The 16,195-nt window shown below is 55.5% G+C and carries 11 protein-coding genes; 4 read left to right on the forward strand and 7 right to left on the reverse strand.

Features of this window, described 5'->3' with window-relative positions:
* Positions 1-25 precede the first annotated feature (25 nt).
* The 6 genes from ACR0J4_RS13575 to ACR0J4_RS13600 form a co-directional block, all read right to left on the reverse strand.
* Positions 26-1,084 carry a ferredoxin--NADP reductase gene (locus tag ACR0J4_RS13575; RefSeq protein WP_170643355.1) on the reverse strand — a complete coding sequence of 353 codons (1,059 nt, stop codon included), beginning with the start codon at positions 1,082-1,084 and terminating at the stop codon, positions 26-28.
* A 12-nt stretch (positions 1,085-1,096) separates the two neighbouring features.
* On the reverse strand, positions 1,097-1,570 hold the full coding sequence (locus ACR0J4_RS13580) for a hypothetical protein (protein ID WP_170643354.1): 474 nt from the start codon (positions 1,568-1,570) through the stop codon (positions 1,097-1,099).
* A gap of 18 nt (positions 1,571-1,588) precedes the next feature.
* The gene (locus ACR0J4_RS13585; RefSeq protein WP_170643353.1) at positions 1,589-2,740 is read right to left on the reverse strand and encodes an SRPBCC family protein; all 1,152 of its coding nucleotides are present in this window, start codon (positions 2,738-2,740) and stop codon (positions 1,589-1,591) included.
* Positions 2,741-2,749: 9 nt separating this feature from the next.
* Complete coding sequence (locus ACR0J4_RS13590) at positions 2,750-3,013, reverse strand: hypothetical protein (RefSeq protein WP_170549563.1); 264 nt, start codon at positions 3,011-3,013, stop codon at positions 2,750-2,752.
* Positions 3,010-3,621, reverse strand: a complete 612-nt coding sequence (locus ACR0J4_RS13595; protein WP_170643352.1) for a TetR/AcrR family transcriptional regulator — start codon at positions 3,619-3,621, stop codon at positions 3,010-3,012. Before ACR0J4_RS13595 ends, ACR0J4_RS13590 begins: the two co-directional genes overlap by 4 nt.
* 218 nt (positions 3,622-3,839) lie before the next feature.
* Positions 3,840-5,888 (reverse strand): dockerin type I domain-containing protein, encoded by a 2,049-nt coding sequence (locus tag ACR0J4_RS13600; protein ID WP_480668701.1) that lies wholly within the window; start codon positions 5,886-5,888, stop codon positions 3,840-3,842.
* A 228-nt stretch (positions 5,889-6,116) separates the two neighbouring features.
* Between ACR0J4_RS13600 and ACR0J4_RS13605 the strand changes: the two genes are divergently transcribed.
* From ACR0J4_RS13605 to ACR0J4_RS13620, 4 genes are all read left to right on the forward strand, one after another.
* Complete coding sequence (locus ACR0J4_RS13605; RefSeq protein ID WP_170643350.1) at positions 6,117-9,926, forward strand: Ig-like domain-containing protein; 3,810 nt, start codon at positions 6,117-6,119, stop codon at positions 9,924-9,926.
* 38 nt (positions 9,927-9,964) lie between these two features.
* Entirely contained in the window at positions 9,965-10,804 is an 840-nt protein-coding gene (locus ACR0J4_RS13610; protein WP_170549555.1) for a SapC family protein, read from the forward strand.
* 100 nt (positions 10,805-10,904) lie between these two features.
* Positions 10,905-13,052 (forward strand): type I secretion system permease/ATPase, encoded by a 2,148-nt coding sequence (locus ACR0J4_RS13615; RefSeq protein WP_170643349.1) that lies wholly within the window; start codon positions 10,905-10,907, stop codon positions 13,050-13,052.
* The gene (locus ACR0J4_RS13620) at positions 13,036-14,346 is read left to right on the forward strand and encodes an HlyD family type I secretion periplasmic adaptor subunit (protein WP_170643348.1); all 1,311 of its coding nucleotides are present in this window, start codon (positions 13,036-13,038) and stop codon (positions 14,344-14,346) included. Before ACR0J4_RS13615 ends, ACR0J4_RS13620 begins: the two co-directional genes overlap by 17 nt.
* Positions 14,347-14,406: 60 nt before the next feature.
* On the opposite strand, the gene ACR0J4_RS13625 is transcribed toward ACR0J4_RS13620, so the two are convergent.
* The gene (locus tag ACR0J4_RS13625) at positions 14,407-16,173 is read right to left on the reverse strand and encodes an ABC transporter ATP-binding protein (protein WP_170643371.1); all 1,767 of its coding nucleotides are present in this window, start codon (positions 16,171-16,173) and stop codon (positions 14,407-14,409) included.
* Between the last annotated feature and the right edge of the window lie 22 nt (positions 16,174-16,195).

Genomic DNA, 16,195 nt, shown 5'->3' on the forward strand with positions numbered 1-16,195 from the left:
GCCTGCGTTTTTCGTGATCCCGAGTCTACCCCTCAAACTTCAAGGCGATGCTTTCTTGTGTCGCAACGCTTTGACAGCACAGGATGAGTCCTTTTGAGATATCGTCGTCTTCAAGTGCGACTCGGTTCCGCATATGGACGGCCCCTTCGGTAAGGCGGGCAACACAGGCACCGCAAACACCGGACTGGCAACTGTATGGTGGGTTCAAACCTTTCGCTTGAGCAGCTTCCAGTATGGTTTGACCCGCAGCCACTGGTACATCATGCCATGCACCATGCAGATTTATGCGGGCTGTCGCCGCGACTCCTGACGTGCTGAGATCGGGTTTGACATCGCCACCAAAGCTTTCCGCGTGAATGCGATCCTCTGGCACGTCCAAATTCTTGAGCGCCGCCCGCAGGTCCGTGTTCATGCTGCCCGGACCGCAGATCCAGTACTGCACGTCCTGCGCTACAGGTGGGGTCTCGGCAATAGCGGCCTGAACGGTGTTTGCGTCCAACCGACCCGTGCGCCAAGGGCTGAACCAACTGAGCAATAACGGGTGTGACAGAACATGGCGCACAGAAAAGCGTTTTGGGTATCGCGCTTGAAAATGCTCCAACTCGTCCCGAAAAAGGATGTTGTTCGCGTTGGTATTGCCAAAGATTAAATGGGCGACGGAATGCGGCTCGTCCGTCAAAACGGCATTGATCATCGCGTATAAAGGCGTGATGCCGCTGCCCGCGCCAAAGAAATAGTGCGTGCGGCGTTTAAGGGGTCCGGGCGTTAAGGTGAACTGTCCAAAAGGGGGCTTGACTTCGATGATATCCCCTACCGACAGAGCATCACCGATATGGTTCGACACGATCCCGTCTTTCACACGTTTCACAGTGATGCGCAGTGCGGATCCAGGAGGGTTTGAGATCGTGTAGCTGCGCCTATGCTCCTGTCCTTCGATCAGAAATCTGACCGTAAGATGTTGTCCTGCCGTCCATTTAAACAGATCAGCCAGTCTGGCAGGGACATCTAAAGTGACACTTGTGGCTACACCGCCGATCTCTGTGCGGATGTCAGATACGGTCAATGGATAGAAGTCGCGTCGCATTAAAACACCCAATCATCGGTAGTCATATGTGGTGGTCAATGAGCGGATCACCATCCCGCCAAGGTAAGGTTCAAAGGCAAACTCATCTGTTTGACGCATTTTTCCTTCATATCCTTGCCAATCATATTCAACATCCGTAACCGCGGTTACGTGGTGGACCTCATCTTCAGTGCGGGTGGTCATTTTAGGCTTGGATCGCTCAGTTTCCTTGTAGTCCGCCAGATCCTTGGAGAATTCAGCATCGGTAGCGGCCGCCACATCTCCCACACGATAAGTGAAGACATCATCTTCCTGCTCGGTACCGTATTTGAGGACGATCCGGTGTGTGGCTTCGGGATGCCAGATTTCCCACGTAGCCAGAAGGCTATCTTCGTCTTGAGCCGCAAGGACACGGGCAGAGATCTCCTCAGGCGTGTCTGCTTGCGCTGTCAGCACCAAAGCCGACGCGATGAACACGCCTGTCAGGGTGGCTTGAACGGGCGTCATGAGCGATCTCCGCATTGTTCAATCATCCTTCATGAACTCCAACACGGCTTTCTGGTGCTGGGTAATCGGGTTTTCGCCAATCCCAGCCGGGCCGATTTCCAGATACGGGCTTTTCAGAGACTTCTGTTGTTGTTCGCAGGCATAGATATCCTCGGTCGTGAAATCTCCGGATGCCATCGGATCGTCTTCGCCGGCGACGTCGTCCCCTTGGTACTTTGCACCGCCAAAGTCCTTCCAAAAGCCCCAGCTTTTCCACTGCTGTTTTTGAAACGCCCAGTCTGATACGTTGGCCAGCTTCGTGCGGTTTTCGATACGCGTCAGGTCCGGCGCCAGTGGCGTAATGATAAACAGGTTCCAGCTTTCCTCACTGGCCCCGATACCAATGCCGGGAAAGAGCATTGGAACCCAGGCGCCAACATGGGGTTTTGGAATCGCGCGCGGCATCGGCAGGTTCGCCTCATGGTCCTTGGCGTACTCCGCGGACGGAGGCTCCCAAAAGTAATAGTGCGGCCCCTTCCACCCGTATTCTGCCTTGGCATGATCATACATGTGCAGGGTGTTCGAGTGCAGGTGGCTCAGGTGATAGACGTCGATGTAATTCTCGACAACGATTTTCCAATTGGCCTTGATCTCATAGGTGTTCCGGCCTTCCGTGTACTCTACCAATTCCTCAGGTTTGTGCGGACCAAGGAATGGATCGACCTCTCCGAACCACTCCGCGAGCGTGGGCGCGTTCGGATCAGGATGAACGAACAGCATACCGCGCCAGACGTCTACGCTGGCCGGTTTGAGGCCAAGGCAGGATTTATCGATACCACCGGGAAATTCCGACGCCTCATCGGGGACGGAGATCAGATTGCCTTCCAGATCATAGGTCCAATCGTGGTAAGGACATGTCAGCGCTTTTTGCGTCTTGCCAACCGCGCGGATCAGTTGTGTACCGCGATGGCGGCAAATATTGTGAAAGGCCCGCAGCCGGTGATCGCGCCCCATGACGACAAACAGGTTGTTCAGACCTGCCTGCACCGACAGATAGTGCCCAGGGCCTTCGATATCCTCAACCAGTCCCGAAAAACGCCAGGTGCGTGAGAAGATTTGTTGTTGTTCTCGGTCGAACCAATCCTGCGAGGTATATGCTTCGACAGGCAGATGATGATACATTTTGGTCATCTTGTTCCCTCAGGTCATCAGATGGGCGTATTGCGGAAAAAAGCTGGCGGCGAGCATCATCAGTCCTGACAAGGCCCAGAGGCAGGCAATGGCCCAGAATAGAACTGGATCGTCGTCTCGGTTGATCTCGAACACTAGAAAGGCCTGACCATTCAGGATGGTCGGAATAGTCCACCACAGGAAGAGCAGCCCCCAGACCCAGTAGTAACCCAGGACAGCAGCAGCCAACAGGATAGGCAGAGCAATATAGTTCGCGGTTCTGGAGTGGTTCATCGCTCGGCCTCTAGTGTTGAGGCCAGCAAAGAAGCCGCCAGTTTCAATTCCGCGCGCCAGACTTTGGGCGGCTCGAGTGGCGACAGGGCATCCATGCTGACAAAGATTGCGGAAATACCCTGAGTCACGGCGCGAATGCTAGTATCCGGCGCGTCAGGGGCAGCGCGCCTCAGGACATCCTCAACAACGTCAAAGAAGGCAGTCAGGCTGTCCATAAGATCTTGCCGAAATTCGGGACGATCCGGAACAACAGTTACCAGTGCCTGATAGGCCAGCATGAGCCGCGGATCTGTTCCGCTGTTTTCGGCAAAAAGAGCGTCCACAAGATCGGTTGGCGTTGCTCTGTCTGGCAGGGCGTGTCGCAGGCCGTCCAGTGACATCGCAAAGCCTTCAAGGGTGTACTCGGCAAGTGCAGCAATCATTTCGTCCTTGTTGCCAAGATAGTGGCGCAGCAGGGGGCGCTTGACGCCAGCTTCCTCTGCAATCCGTTCCTGGGTCGCGCCGTCAAGGCCGAACCGCGCCACACATGTGAGGTACGCATCCAGGATTTCCTGAGATCGTTGGTCTTTCAGTGATGGTCTTGGCATTGCGGCCTCGTAGATTGTCATTGATGACAAATAATGATTGAAGATTAATTGTCAACCATGACAATTTATTTTGGGACCAGCGCGTAAAAAAAATGTATTTCGGAGTGGCTAAAGTGAGGGGCAAGCGACCATCCTCTGCGTTCGCGAGTGCGACAACCCGCCCCTCAACTTTTTCAACAGGACCGCAAACCGGTTTGGGAAAGAGTGTTCAGTCCGGGCAAAATGCCCGCAAAACACCGTCAAAACGACTCGATGTTTCCCAAAAGAATAGAGGTCATATCCATCGCAAACGAACCATCTTGGACCGTAACATCCAACTGCGTGTCATAATTCACCGCATTTCGCGTTATCCCTGAGAGGTCGGCATCTGCGTCTAGAAAAACCCACTTCGCCGGATAGGGTGAGCTTTGTCCGACCGCCGCTTGCAGGATGGACAGCGCGTCCAGTGCGTTGACGGCTCCGTCCTGTGTTATATCGGCGGCAATCAGGTTCTCCGGAGCCGCCGGCCCCCATGTCGGATCCAAACCAACCGAGATACGCAGAACCTGCAACGCATCCAGAGCGTTGACCCGTCCGCTCGCTGTTGAATAGGTTTTGACGACCTCCAGCTCTCCGGTCAACGTCCCGTTCGGAACGTTCAGATCGAAGCGTCCGGTCTCATCCGTGGTTGCGGTGACGGGGCCGCCTCCGGTCGGAGTGAACTTGACCTCAGCATCTGCAAGGCCCGGATTGGCGGCCTCAGAATCGACGCTCACGCGGCCCTGAATACCGTCCGAGCTTGCAGGCTCCAACCCGCCGAAGGTGCCGAAATCCACGGGGATGTGATCTGGCTCGCCAAACCCGGAGCCAAAGACTTCTTCTTTCGTCAACGGCGTGCCGGTTGAGGAAATCACGTGGACGACCTCATTCAGATACTGGATGTCGGCCCCTTGGGATGTGGCAGTAAAGGTCAATTGATCGGGGGTGCGCAGCAGTAGATAGTCGAACATGTCCAGCCGATCGTTACCAGCTTCGAAATCCGTGATCGTCGTGGGGTCACTACCATATTGCATGACGAAAATATCGGCTCCTGCCCCGCCTGTCAGCGTCGTCTCACCACTCCCTGCAATGAGGATGTCATCTCCCTCCCCGCCAGACAGTTGGGCATCCAGCACCCCCGCGCTGAGCATATCGTCTTGCGCCGTGCCCATAACCGGCCCGCTACCGTCCAGGACGGCACCGAGATTTGCCAAAGAAACGCTCAGCTGCGTCAGTCCGGGATCCTGCTGCGAGGTTGCAAGCACCTGAAGCTCATCACCGATATGGGCGAGGTTTAGAGTCTGGACGTTCCCCAACCCGCTATCCAACGTGTCGGCAAAGCTGTCCAGATAGACCAGCTTTCCATTCGGGGTCAGCGTGAACAGACTGACCCCATCGTCGGACCCACCTGCAACGACGAACGCACGGCCATTCACCTCGATCACCGACAGGTCCTGCACGGATTCAAACCGGGTATTCAACGTATCAAGAACATGATCCTTGGGGATCAACCGACCATCGCTGCGCAATCCCATCACGCTGAGGGAATTGCTGCCCGACCCCGCCACGATGACCCAGGATTGGCCATAGGCCTCGACCACCTCGATCGCCGTGGGCGTAGAGATTCCCATCGTTGAAACAGCGGCACTGTTGTCCAGAGCGCTGAGGCTGCCATCGCTTGCGGAAACGTCAAACACGGCGATTTCACTATTTGCAGCGTTTGTGGTGATCACGAATTGTTCGGTCCCGACCGTCGCAGCATGCATCGAATCGGCTTGGCCTGAGACCAGCGAAACGACCGAAAGTGTGCCGTCTGGGTTGATCTGATAGCTGCCGATCTGATCGGTATCTTCATGCGCGAGGGTCAGATTGCTCTGCCCTCCGACGGCCAGTTGCGTCATCGCCGAGATGTCTCCGCCACCGACGAGCGTCCCGGTTTCCTGCAGATCGCCAAAGGTGCCGTCCGCGTTCAGAGTATACCCCACCAAACCCGTTGCATTGTTGATATCAAGGGCCAGTTGGTCCTCAGCGCCCAAGGTGATTGGCACACCCGTCCGCCCCACCTGATACAGGATCGGGCCGCTGTGATAGACCGTATCTAAAAGCTGCGGCCCGGCCCCTTCGGTGAGGCGCCAGGCGGCAACGCCACCGAACGGACCGGTGACGGAATAGAGATACGTATCCCCGTTAAACGTTTTTAAAGCCGTATCGCCGATACCTGAATCGAGCGCCGGGCTTCCCGTTGCAACCACAGTTTCGAATTGAAGCATCACCTTGATCACCCCCGATGCCACCCTTGGCAGTGACCTGAGGATGATCTGATGCCCAGACCGAAACAAAAGCGGGAATGTGGTGAAAACGAGGAGTTCGGCTTCAGTTTAACTCAATTTTTTCAGGTTCGCCCGCGGCGGTAACCGGAAGGCAAGACAGATGAACAAAGCGTCATGTCGAGGACAGCCTTCCCAGGATCGCGGACACCAAATCTGAGGGGCAAGACGATGAAGACACCTGAGCGCCATACTGAAACGCCAGCCGATCTTTCAGGGGCAGACCGTGATCGACACAAACGCTCGTGGATCGAACGCAATCTGCGCAAACTATCCGGGCGCGGCATTGCGGGCAGTTTGGTGTCGACCTTGCTGGCCCTTCCGGCATTTGCGCAGGCGACGGTTGAGGAACTCTATGCGTTCCAATTCGCGGATACGATCCCGGGTGTGAAATCTGCAAAGCTGATGGACAATGGGGATGTTCTTTTGAAAATGCTCGACGGCCGCACCATGGTTGTTGCGGCTGAACATGTTCAGGTCCTTGAAAGCGGCTCGATCATGATCGCCGAGGCGATGGTTTCGCAGATCGTCGAATTCAGCGCTGTTGCCGAGGCCGGAGCCGCCTCAGCAGCAGGTGGTCTGGGCGGTGTGGGTGCCGCGGCGGCGGGTATTGGTCTCGCCGGTGCTGCGGCGGCAGGTGGCGGCGGCGGAGGCGGCGGGGACGATCCAGCCCCTACGCCAAACTTCCCGACGCTGAATTTGGCAGAGTTGCAGGCCACCTCCCTCAACAACACTCTGACCAACGCAACTGCGCCGGACGATGCGACCTCGGTCGAGGTTACGATCGGCTCCGTGACCAAGACCGTGACACCGGATTCCGAAGGGAACTGGACCGTCACCCTCACAGCGCCCGAGGCGAGCGCCCTGGCCCAAGGCCAGTCCACAGTGACCGTTCGTATGCTTGATACCTTGGGGGACGAGATCTCCGTATCGACGGCAACCGTGGTCGTAGACACCATCCCACCAACACTCAGCATTGACAGTTTCTCGGATGGCGCCGTCATGAACGCCGCCGAGCAGGGAACAGATCTTGTCGTAGGTGGTGCGACAGACGCAGAAAACGGGCGGTCGGTGAGCGTCACTCTGAATGGTCAGACTTACACCGGTACGGTGTCCAACGGCCAATGGTCGGCAACCGTTCCAGCCGCCGATCTGGCAGCCTTGTCGGATGGGGCAACCATCAGCGTGACAGCGGACGTTTCGGATCGCGCTGGCAACACGGCCGTTCAAGCCAGCAACAGCTTCGATACGGACTTCACGGCTCCAACCCTCACGCTCGATCCGGTCGGCGGAGGGTCCATTGACCTTATTGATTTAACCGGCGATCTGACCGTGACCGGGGCGACCTCGGCTGAGGACAACCAAACTGTAACGCTTGTATTGGATGGGCAGTCCTTTACCGGCACGACACTGGGCGGCAGTTGGTCTGTCACTATTCCCAACGCGGATCTTGCCGGGTTGACGACGGGCACTCCGGCAGAAATCAGTGTTACGCTCGCGGATGCGGCTGGCAACCCGGCGACCACCGTGACGGCCACGGTGCCCGTCGACCTCTCAGGCCCATCCATTGCCATTTCGCCCTTGTCCGTAGGTGATATCCTGAACGCTGCCGAGGCCGGTTCAGACCTTGCCATTTCAGGCACAACCGGAAATGTTGGCGACAACCAGCAGGTTTCCGTCACGCTGAACGGCCAGACCTATACGGACCTCGTCTCGGGTGGCTCTTGGAGCGTTACCGTACCGACCGCCGATCTAGCATCTCTGTCCGATGGCGGCGATTTTACGATAACAGCCAATGTGTCTGACGCGGACGGGCTGGCTGCGCCTCAAGCAACGGCGCAATTGACCAAGGATGTCAGCGCTCCGACGGTGACCGTCGACAGCTTCTCGGACGGTGCTGTCATGAATGCGGCGGAGCGCGGAACCGACCTGACCATTTCGGGTTCCACCTCAGCTGAAGACGATCAAACCGTAACCGTTGGGATGAATGGGCTCACCTATACCGCCGAGGCTTCAGGCGGGTCGTGGACCGTTACGGTACCAGCCGCTGATCTGGCACTCTTGGCAGACGGAGCAACAATTGCGGTAACAGCAGATGTCTCGGATATCGCCGAAAACCCAGCTGTTCAGGCGACAGGCAGCTTCGATACTGATTTCACTGATCCGACCATCGCGATCACGAGTGTTTCCGACGGCTCGATCATGAACGCTGCAGAGCGGGCGACGGACCTGACCATTTCAGGCACTAGCGGTGCAGGCGTAGGGGCGGTTGTATCTATCACGATCGCACGCGCCGACGGCACGGTTGACATCAGCGAGACGACAACCGTCACTGGTGGCAATTGGACATTGGTGACAAATGCGTCCGATCTTTTGGGGCTTCAGGATCAGGAAAGCTATACCATCACCGCGACCGTGGCTGATGCAGCTGGAAATACGTCCCAGACCACAATGGGCTTCATAACTGATTTTGCGGCACCCAGCATTACCCTCGATCAACTGTCCATCGGATCAGTCCTGGATATCGTGGAACGTGGGCAGGACCTGACGGTTTCAGGCACAACAACGGCCGACAACGGAGACACTGTAACCATCAACTTGGACGGCGAGACCTATACAGCCACCGCAATGAACGGAAGTTGGAGTGCGGATATTCCAACCGGCGATCTCGCGGCCTTGGCAGACAGCACTAGCTTCCAGATCTCGGCATCGGTTGAAGACGCTGCAGGCAATACCTCCAACGCGGCAACAGGTTACTTCTCAACCGATTTCCGACCAACCTTGAACCTCGATTCGATTGGAACAAATGGGGCAATCTCTCTTGCCGATGCGCAGAGTTCCGGGATTACAATTAGCGGTTCTTCGGTCGGTCTGGCCGCTGGGCAGACAGTGGATATCCTGTTGGGCAGTACATCCGTTGGCACCGCAACCGTCGCCGCAAATGGAACATGGTCTGCGCCTATCGCAGCCTCAGCTTTTGCCGCCACGACAGCCGGGACGGATCTGAACTTCTCGGCCGAAGCAACAGTATCAGGAGGGCCTGATCCCCTTCCGGTGAGTGCTGAAGCCACGGCTCATACGCCCGCAGCCTATGTCATCTCGGAAGTCGGCAGAAGCGGCTCAACCGTCCAGTTCGCGGTCTATTCGGAAGCCGACCGTGAATTGTCGAGCGGGTTATTTGTAGACATGCGTTTAGAGTTCGACTCCGCTCAGGTCACCTTTGACAGCGGCTCCATCATATTCAACGGGCAATTGCCTCTTGCCGTGAACGCAGCCAACCCCAGTTTCGTCAATTTCGCCGGAGCCACACTCAGTTTCTCCGACATTTCGGCCCCTCTCGTGCAGTTTTCCGTCGACATTCAGGACATCAATCAACCCTTTGAGCTGAAGATCGTCACGCCAAACGGAGGCGACTCTGTCTACCAATCAGGGACGACCACTGACGATGTCATAGGTGCAAGCAATGTGGACACGATCATCAGGGGGGGCGATGGCGACGATACGATTGACCTGACAGAGGCAGGCCGAGACATCGTTGTGTTCGAAGCAGACCCTGCAATCAATGGCACGGATATCATCACGGGGTTCAGCACCGGAACTGCAACGGAAGTCGCAGATACCCTGATGTTCAGGGGCCTCGACGTCGCCACGTTGCGAGGCACGGGAACGGACGTGGAGTTCCTGAGCCAAGGCGGCAATCTGGGAATAGATACAGGCTTCGTCGGCTTTACGACCATCCTCAGCGACCTCACGGCCAGCACCATTGAATTGTCATTGGAGAGCCTGGTCGGAGCGCAGGCCGGAGACGAGATCTATGCCCTGACAACCGATGGAACCGACGCCAAGCTCGTCAAAGCCAGCTTCTCTGCATCAGACGACGTCACTGTTAATACGCTCGCCGTGTTCGATGGTCTGAATGATCTGAGCAGCCTGAGTGCAGACAATATCCTGCATACCGATCCGACAGGTGCCACCGCCTAGTCCTTTTCTAGGATTGGCCGAGAGCTTGGAAGGCTGCCATGTCAAAAACCCACCTCAAACCCCTCTCATTCCAGAGGTATGGTCACAAGTTCTGGAAACGCTTCACCTCATTCGACCATACAAGGCACGTGACCGAATGTTCAGTTGTTGCGGCAGAAGTTTTCCCCGTAGCGGCTGCTTTCCCGCTTGTGTTCCGCAAAACGGAGAGCGGGGTAGAGCCGGTCGCAGTGTTTTCCCTGACAGAAGAGGCTGAAAACCCATTTGTGTCTGAAACAGGCATATGGTTGGCGCCCTACTTGCCCTCTGCGATGAGGTGCCCGCCTTTCGATGCCGAACCAATGCCAAGAGGTGGGCAGGTCAAGGACGCTCAATTCCAATTGCTCATCGACGAATCCCTTGGCTTGATCAGTGATGACCCCAGAGATGAGGCGTTCTACCGTGAAACAGGAGCGCTTTCTTCCAATCTTGAAGCCGTAAAGAGGTTCTTCCAAGGTCGAATGTCGTCAGCACAAACCACAAAGGCCGTTTGTGATGTGCTTGCGGATATGAACTTGTTGGCCCCACTCACCCAACATGCGGGTTGCTCTTTACCAAAGGGCTGTTGGGGTATCTCGCCCGATGGGTTGAACAGTTTGACCAATAGGCAACTGGCCACACTGACAACTTGTGGCGCTCTGCAGCTAGTCCACGCGCATCAGGTCTCACTGTCTCACATAGCTTGGTTGGCCCAAGCACAATCACGAATTACACAAAATCCGAGCTCGGTGGATCTTTCGCGGAAGACGAATGCCGACGGCTTCTTGTCTGCATTGGCCGATGCGCAAACGAACGAAACCTCTTGGGGTCCGAATTCGGAGCTACATGCTTATGCCCAATGACCCCTGGTTGCCATGCAGCGGGCCAAAACCGAAAACAGGTTCGATCAGCGGACGCACTCCATTCCTTCGCTGCCCTAACTTGCCGAAGAGGAACTGAGACATGACGCGGCACGAATCCCAACCGGACACATCTCGTTTAACAGAACTAGAAAAGTGTATGCTGCATGTGGGTGAGACACTTGAACGTCCAATAACAAAAGCGTCTCTCTTTGCCGCGCAGTCAAATTTGGAAAATGGCCTCTCGATAAGTGATGCACTGGCGCTTTCCCGCCAAAGCGGTCTTCAGGCAGGGTATGGTAAGCGCTTGCTGAGCAAATTGGATGACGACTTGTCACCAGCCATACTGTTGCTGGAGGGGGGACGATCCGTGGTCTATCATGGGCGCAGCGACGACAGCATGCTATTGGTGTATGACCCTTGCATCGGGTCAGGAATCGGGACAATTCCCGAGAAACAGTTGGAAAAAGCGTATACCGGCTATGCAATCCTATGTCGCCGTGACCATCAAGATATCAATAAGAGCGGCGAGATCCAAAGGTCTGGACATTGGTTCTGGTCTGCTTTGGCGTCCAGTCGATGGTCCTATTGCCAAGTCATTCTCGCAGCAGCGCTCGCCAATCTTCTAGGACTTTCAACGTCTATCTTCATCATGGTCGTCTATGACCGCGTTCTTCCCAACGAAGCAACGGAGTCTCTGATTGCACTGACCATAGGCGTAGGCCTCGCCCTTGGATTCGATTTCCTACTCAAGATTCTAAGAGCTGGATTCATTGATCAGGCCGGCCAAAAGGCTGATAGGCTGATGGGACGGCGCATTTTTGACAAGTTACTCGATATTCAAATGAAATCTCGCACCGGATCGACCGGCGCGACGGCAAATACAGTTCGCGAGTTCGAAACCCTGCGCGAGTTTTTCACGTCCGCAACATTGGTTGTGATCGTCGACCTACCCTTCATCGCTCTGTTTGTCTTCGTGATCTTCCTGGTGGGCGGCCCGCTGGCCATCGTTCCTGCGATGGCGGTACCCATCGTGCTGATTTCCGGATTGCTCGCCCAACCTATCCTATCGCGGTTGGCCGAACGCCAATTCAAGGATGGTCAATCCAAACAATCGGTTCTTGTTGAGACCGTCTCTGGCCTCGAAACCATAAAAACCACCTCTGCAGATCGTCAGATGCGTACCCGTTGGGAAAGCGCGATTGAACGACAATCGAACCACGGAGTTCGCAGTCGCGCGATTGCACAATTCGCCCTGAACCTGACCGGCCTCACGCAACAGGCGGCGCAAGTTCTGATCGTTTTCTATGGTGTGTTCCTGGTCATGGAAGGAAAAGCCAGCATGGGTGCCTTGATCGCCGCTGTCATGTTGACCGGCCGTGCCTTGGCCCCTCTGGGGCAATTGGCGCAAACTTTGACGCGGTACAATCAGGCGCGCAGCGCTTTTCGAAACCTCAACCAGATTATGCGAGCAGATAGCGAGAGACCAGAAGGCAGAACCTGGATCAGTCGTTCAAGCTTCAAAGGTGCAATCTCATTTAGCAACGTTCATTTCACATACCCGGATCAATCCGAAGATACGTTGAAAGGTGTTTCCTTCACCATCAACCCCGGTGAGAAAGTCGCAATTCTTGGCCAAATTGGCTCGGGCAAAAGCACAATTGCGCGACTGTTGCTGGGCCTCTATGCGCCTCGGGTCGGGTCGGTCATGCTGGATGGGTTGGATATTCGGCAAATTGACCCAGGCGACCTTAGGCGCGGTGTCGGCTCTGTTCTACAGGATGTTTGGCTGTTTTCCGGCTCTATCCGCGAAAACATCGCCAGTGGCGCTATCAGACCAAACGACGAAGAAGTAGTTGAAGCCGGGTATATTGCCGGAGTTGAAGACTTCGTAGCTCGCCATCCAGCAGGCTATGATCAACAGCTTGCGGAACGGGGTGAAGGGCTTTCTGGTGGGCAAAGACAAGCGATTGCCTTGGCGCGAGCCATGATTGGCAAGCCATCGGTTTTACTGCTGGATGAGCCAACGAGCGCCATGGATGTTCAAACCGAAGCGCGCGTTCTGACCCGCCTCAAGCAGGCGACCCCGGACACGACAATGGTGATCGTCACGCACCGTCCTAGCCTCTTGGAATTGGTGGACCGCGTTATTGTCATTGCCGACGGTCAAATTGCGAAAGACGGGCCCAAAAGCCTTCTTTCACAACATGCAAGTCAAAACAGGAGGCACCTGAATGTCGCAGCATCATGATCTTGCCTCATTGGCACGCGCGACGCGCGGAACTTCACCTTTGCGAAACTCTCTTCTGCTTGTGGCAATTCTCGCATGCCTCCTCACGACCGGGCTTTGGGCGTATCTGACCGAGTTGGACGACGTAACCCGCGTGGATGGCCGGATCGTGCCATCTGGAGACATCCAGATCATCGAAGCAACAGAGCCAGGTGTTTTGAAGGCACTGCACGTGCGAGAAGGTCAAGTGGTTCAAGCCGGCACCTTGTTGATGGAATTCGACACGACCCAAATCGACAGTCAGTTGAATCAGGAACAACAACGTGCTTTTGGCCTGATGGCTCGGATCCAGCGGCTACAGTCCGAGATCGAGGGGCGGGACCTTCAGTTTGACGCTGCGCTCGTCACAGGCGCCCCAGATGTCGTTCAATCTGAAAGGGCTTTGTATCAGGGTCGGCAAGCCGAACTGCAGGCTGAAGTTGATATTTTGCTGCGACAGCAACAACAACGCCATAAGAAATACGAAGAAGGATTGGTGGATCAGGTCACCGCCGAAGAGACATTGAATGTTCTGGCTGAGGAAAGGGCAATGATGGCGCCTCTGGTCGCCAGCAAAATGGAACCCGCGACCACACTTTTGGCGCTACGGCGCAGCGAGGCGGAATGGAAGGGTCGCCGGGTCAGAGCCGAGGCTGCGACCAGTCGACTAAAAACCGGTCTGGAAGAGATTGACGACCGAATTCGAGCGGCGCGCAGGAGATTTCGGAGCAATGCTCTGACCGACCTCGCCGTCGCAACCGCTGAACTGTCCGCTCTAGAACCAATGCTACCAGCTTTGCAGGATCGGGCGTCCCGCGCAAAGGTTCAATCTCCGGCGCGCGGCATCGTAAACCGCATCCACCGTACCACGATTGGTGGTCTTGCGCGCACCGGGGAGGAGTTGGTCGAGATCGTTCCACTGGATGACAGTTTACTGGTCGAAGCCTATATTCGCCCGCAAGATATCGCGTTTCTTCACGCTGGACAGCCCGTCAAAGTCAAAATCACCGCCTATGATTTCGCCCGCTACGGCGGGCTGGACGGGGAAATTGTTCGTATTGGTGCAGACACTATCACCCGGTCTGAACGCAATGATGAAGAGGTCTTTGTCATTGAGATCCGGACGAATGGTACGATGCTCGACGCCTCGGGGCTTGCTGTTGAAATCATTCCCGGCATGGTTGCCGAGGTCGATATTCTGGCTGGGCGTAAAACCGTTCTGGACTACTTGATCCAACCGGTCGTGAAGATTAAAGATCAAGCGCTGCGGGAATAGTGCAGGCTTGATCATTTCATCACTTTCAATACATTGAAGTCGCGGGAAGACGCAGACCGATTAGGAAGTAGGCTTTCTAAATTGCTGATCAAACAGGCGTTTGAATGCACCATTTTCTTCCAACAACACATTCAAGGTCCCCTGCTCAACGATTTGACCATCCTGAACGACCATGATGTTGTCCGCTTCCAGAACCGTCGATAGCCGGTGGGCGATTACGATTGTCGTGACCCCTTCCGTCAGTTTGCCCAACGCCTCTTTAACAAAAGTTTCGGATTCTGCGTCGAGCGCACTTGTGGCTTCGTCCAGCAGAAGGATTTCCGCTTTGCGCAAAATTGCCCGGGCAATTGCGATCCGCTGTTTCTGACCTCCAGACAGGAAAGCTCCGTTTTCGCCAACCTGAGTGTCATAGCCCTCAGGCAGTTGACTGATGAAATCATGAGCATGTGCCGCGCGTGCCGCAGCAACAATTTCTTCATCGGTCGCGTCAGGCGCGACATAGCGCAAATTGTCCATGACGGTGGTCGAGAACAGGAACGTGTCCTGCCCGACATAGGATATTTTTCGGCGAAGCGATGCAAAGCTGACCTCGGTCAAATCCTGACCGTCAATCTCGACATAGCCCTGATTAGGATCATAAAATCGCATGATCAGGCCGAAAATCGTGGACTTTCCTCCGCCGGATTGGCCTACGAGGGCCGTGGTTTTTCCTGCTTCGAAAGTGACATCCATATCCTTGATAACGGGTATTGCCCCCTGATACCCGAAGGTCACATCACGCAAGCGAATTTCGCCCGGACCTTTAACCATCTCTTTAGGTTCTGAATGCTCCTGCATAGAATCCTGTTCATCCAGAAGCTCGAACATCAGACCAATCGGTACCATGCAGGTCTCGATCGAAACCCTCATTTTCGACAAGCGTTTGGCGGGTTCATAGGCCATCAGCAGGGCCGTGATAAACGACATCAGCTGACCCGCCGTCGGAGGCTCAGACCCTCCGATACCCAAAGTACTGACAACCAGAATGCCGGCAACAGCAAGACCGGCCAGAAATTCCATCAGCGGGCTGGCGATGGCCTGCAAAGAGGCGATGTCGTTCGAACGTTTCTCGACGCGTTTGATCGCTGTGTTCATCCGATCGGTCATGCGGTTTTCAAGGCTGAAGACCTTGATAACTTTGATCCCGTTCGACGTTTCCTGAAGGACCTGGATGATCTCGGAAAGGTATTTCAACTCGGCCTGCATAATTCGCCGTACGTTCTTCAAAAGGTAGCGCACGCTGATCAAAGCAACTGGACCAACGACGAAAAACAGCACGGAAAGCAGCGGTTGCTGATAAATCATGACAATAACCAGACCAACAAGCGTCAGCGCGTCGCGTACGAAGCTGGTCACGATGATGTTTACCAGGTTCCGCGCGGCACCCGCCCCTGCGGTGACCCTCATTAACAGGTTCGAGGATTCAATCTCGGCAAAATACCCAATGCCGCGCTGTAGAAGCCGATTGTATAACCGCTCCTGCTGGACTGCGATAATTCGGTTCCCCGCGCGCGCCAAAAAAATCGACTGAATATAGGAAGCGAACGCCTTAGCGCCGAACAACCCGACAACAAGAAGCGCGATCCAATGTGCCTGAGACCTCATTTCCGGGGTGGTCATGGCATCAACGATGTTCTCCATCATCCAAGCCGTACCAGCGGTCGTGGCAGCAACGATTACCATCGCACCCATCGCGATGCCGTACATCCATCCTTGCTTGCGCAGACTTTCCACGACAAGCCGACCGATATAGCCCGATCGCCATTTTGCCCAGGCCTTGCCGATCATTTCACACTCCAGATCGTCGGTG

It is taken from the genome of Ruegeria sp. B10 (assembly GCF_056539825.1).

Bases quoted from the DNA above. Each gene is read 5' to 3' on its own strand.
- ACR0J4_RS13575 (WP_170643355.1), bottom strand. From the start codon at position 1,084: ATGCGACGCGACTTCTATCCATTGACCGTATCTGACATCCGCACAGAG.
- ACR0J4_RS13580 (WP_170643354.1), bottom strand. From the start codon at position 1,570: ATGACGCCCGTTCAAGCCACCCTGACAGGCGTGTTCATCGCGTCGGCT.
- ACR0J4_RS13585 (WP_170643353.1), bottom strand. From the start codon at position 2,740: ATGACCAAAATGTATCATCATCTGCCTGTCGAAGCATATACCTCGCAG.
- ACR0J4_RS13590 (WP_170549563.1), bottom strand. From the start codon at position 3,013: ATGAACCACTCCAGAACCGCGAACTATATTGCTCTGCCTATCCTGTTG.
- ACR0J4_RS13595 (WP_170643352.1), bottom strand. From the start codon at position 3,621: ATGACAATCTACGAGGCCGCAATGCCAAGACCATCACTGAAAGACCAA.
- ACR0J4_RS13600 (WP_480668701.1), bottom strand. From the start codon at position 5,888: ATGCTTCAATTCGAAACTGTGGTTGCAACGGGAAGCCCGGCGCTCGAT.
- ACR0J4_RS13605 (WP_170643350.1), top strand. From the start codon at position 6,117: ATGAAGACACCTGAGCGCCATACTGAAACGCCAGCCGATCTTTCAGGG.
- ACR0J4_RS13610 (WP_170549555.1), top strand. From the start codon at position 9,965: ATGTCAAAAACCCACCTCAAACCCCTCTCATTCCAGAGGTATGGTCAC.
- ACR0J4_RS13615 (WP_170643349.1), top strand. From the start codon at position 10,905: ATGACGCGGCACGAATCCCAACCGGACACATCTCGTTTAACAGAACTA.
- ACR0J4_RS13620 (WP_170643348.1), top strand. From the start codon at position 13,036: ATGTCGCAGCATCATGATCTTGCCTCATTGGCACGCGCGACGCGCGGA.
- ACR0J4_RS13625 (WP_170643371.1), bottom strand. From the start codon at position 16,173: ATGATCGGCAAGGCCTGGGCAAAATGGCGATCGGGCTATATCGGTCGG.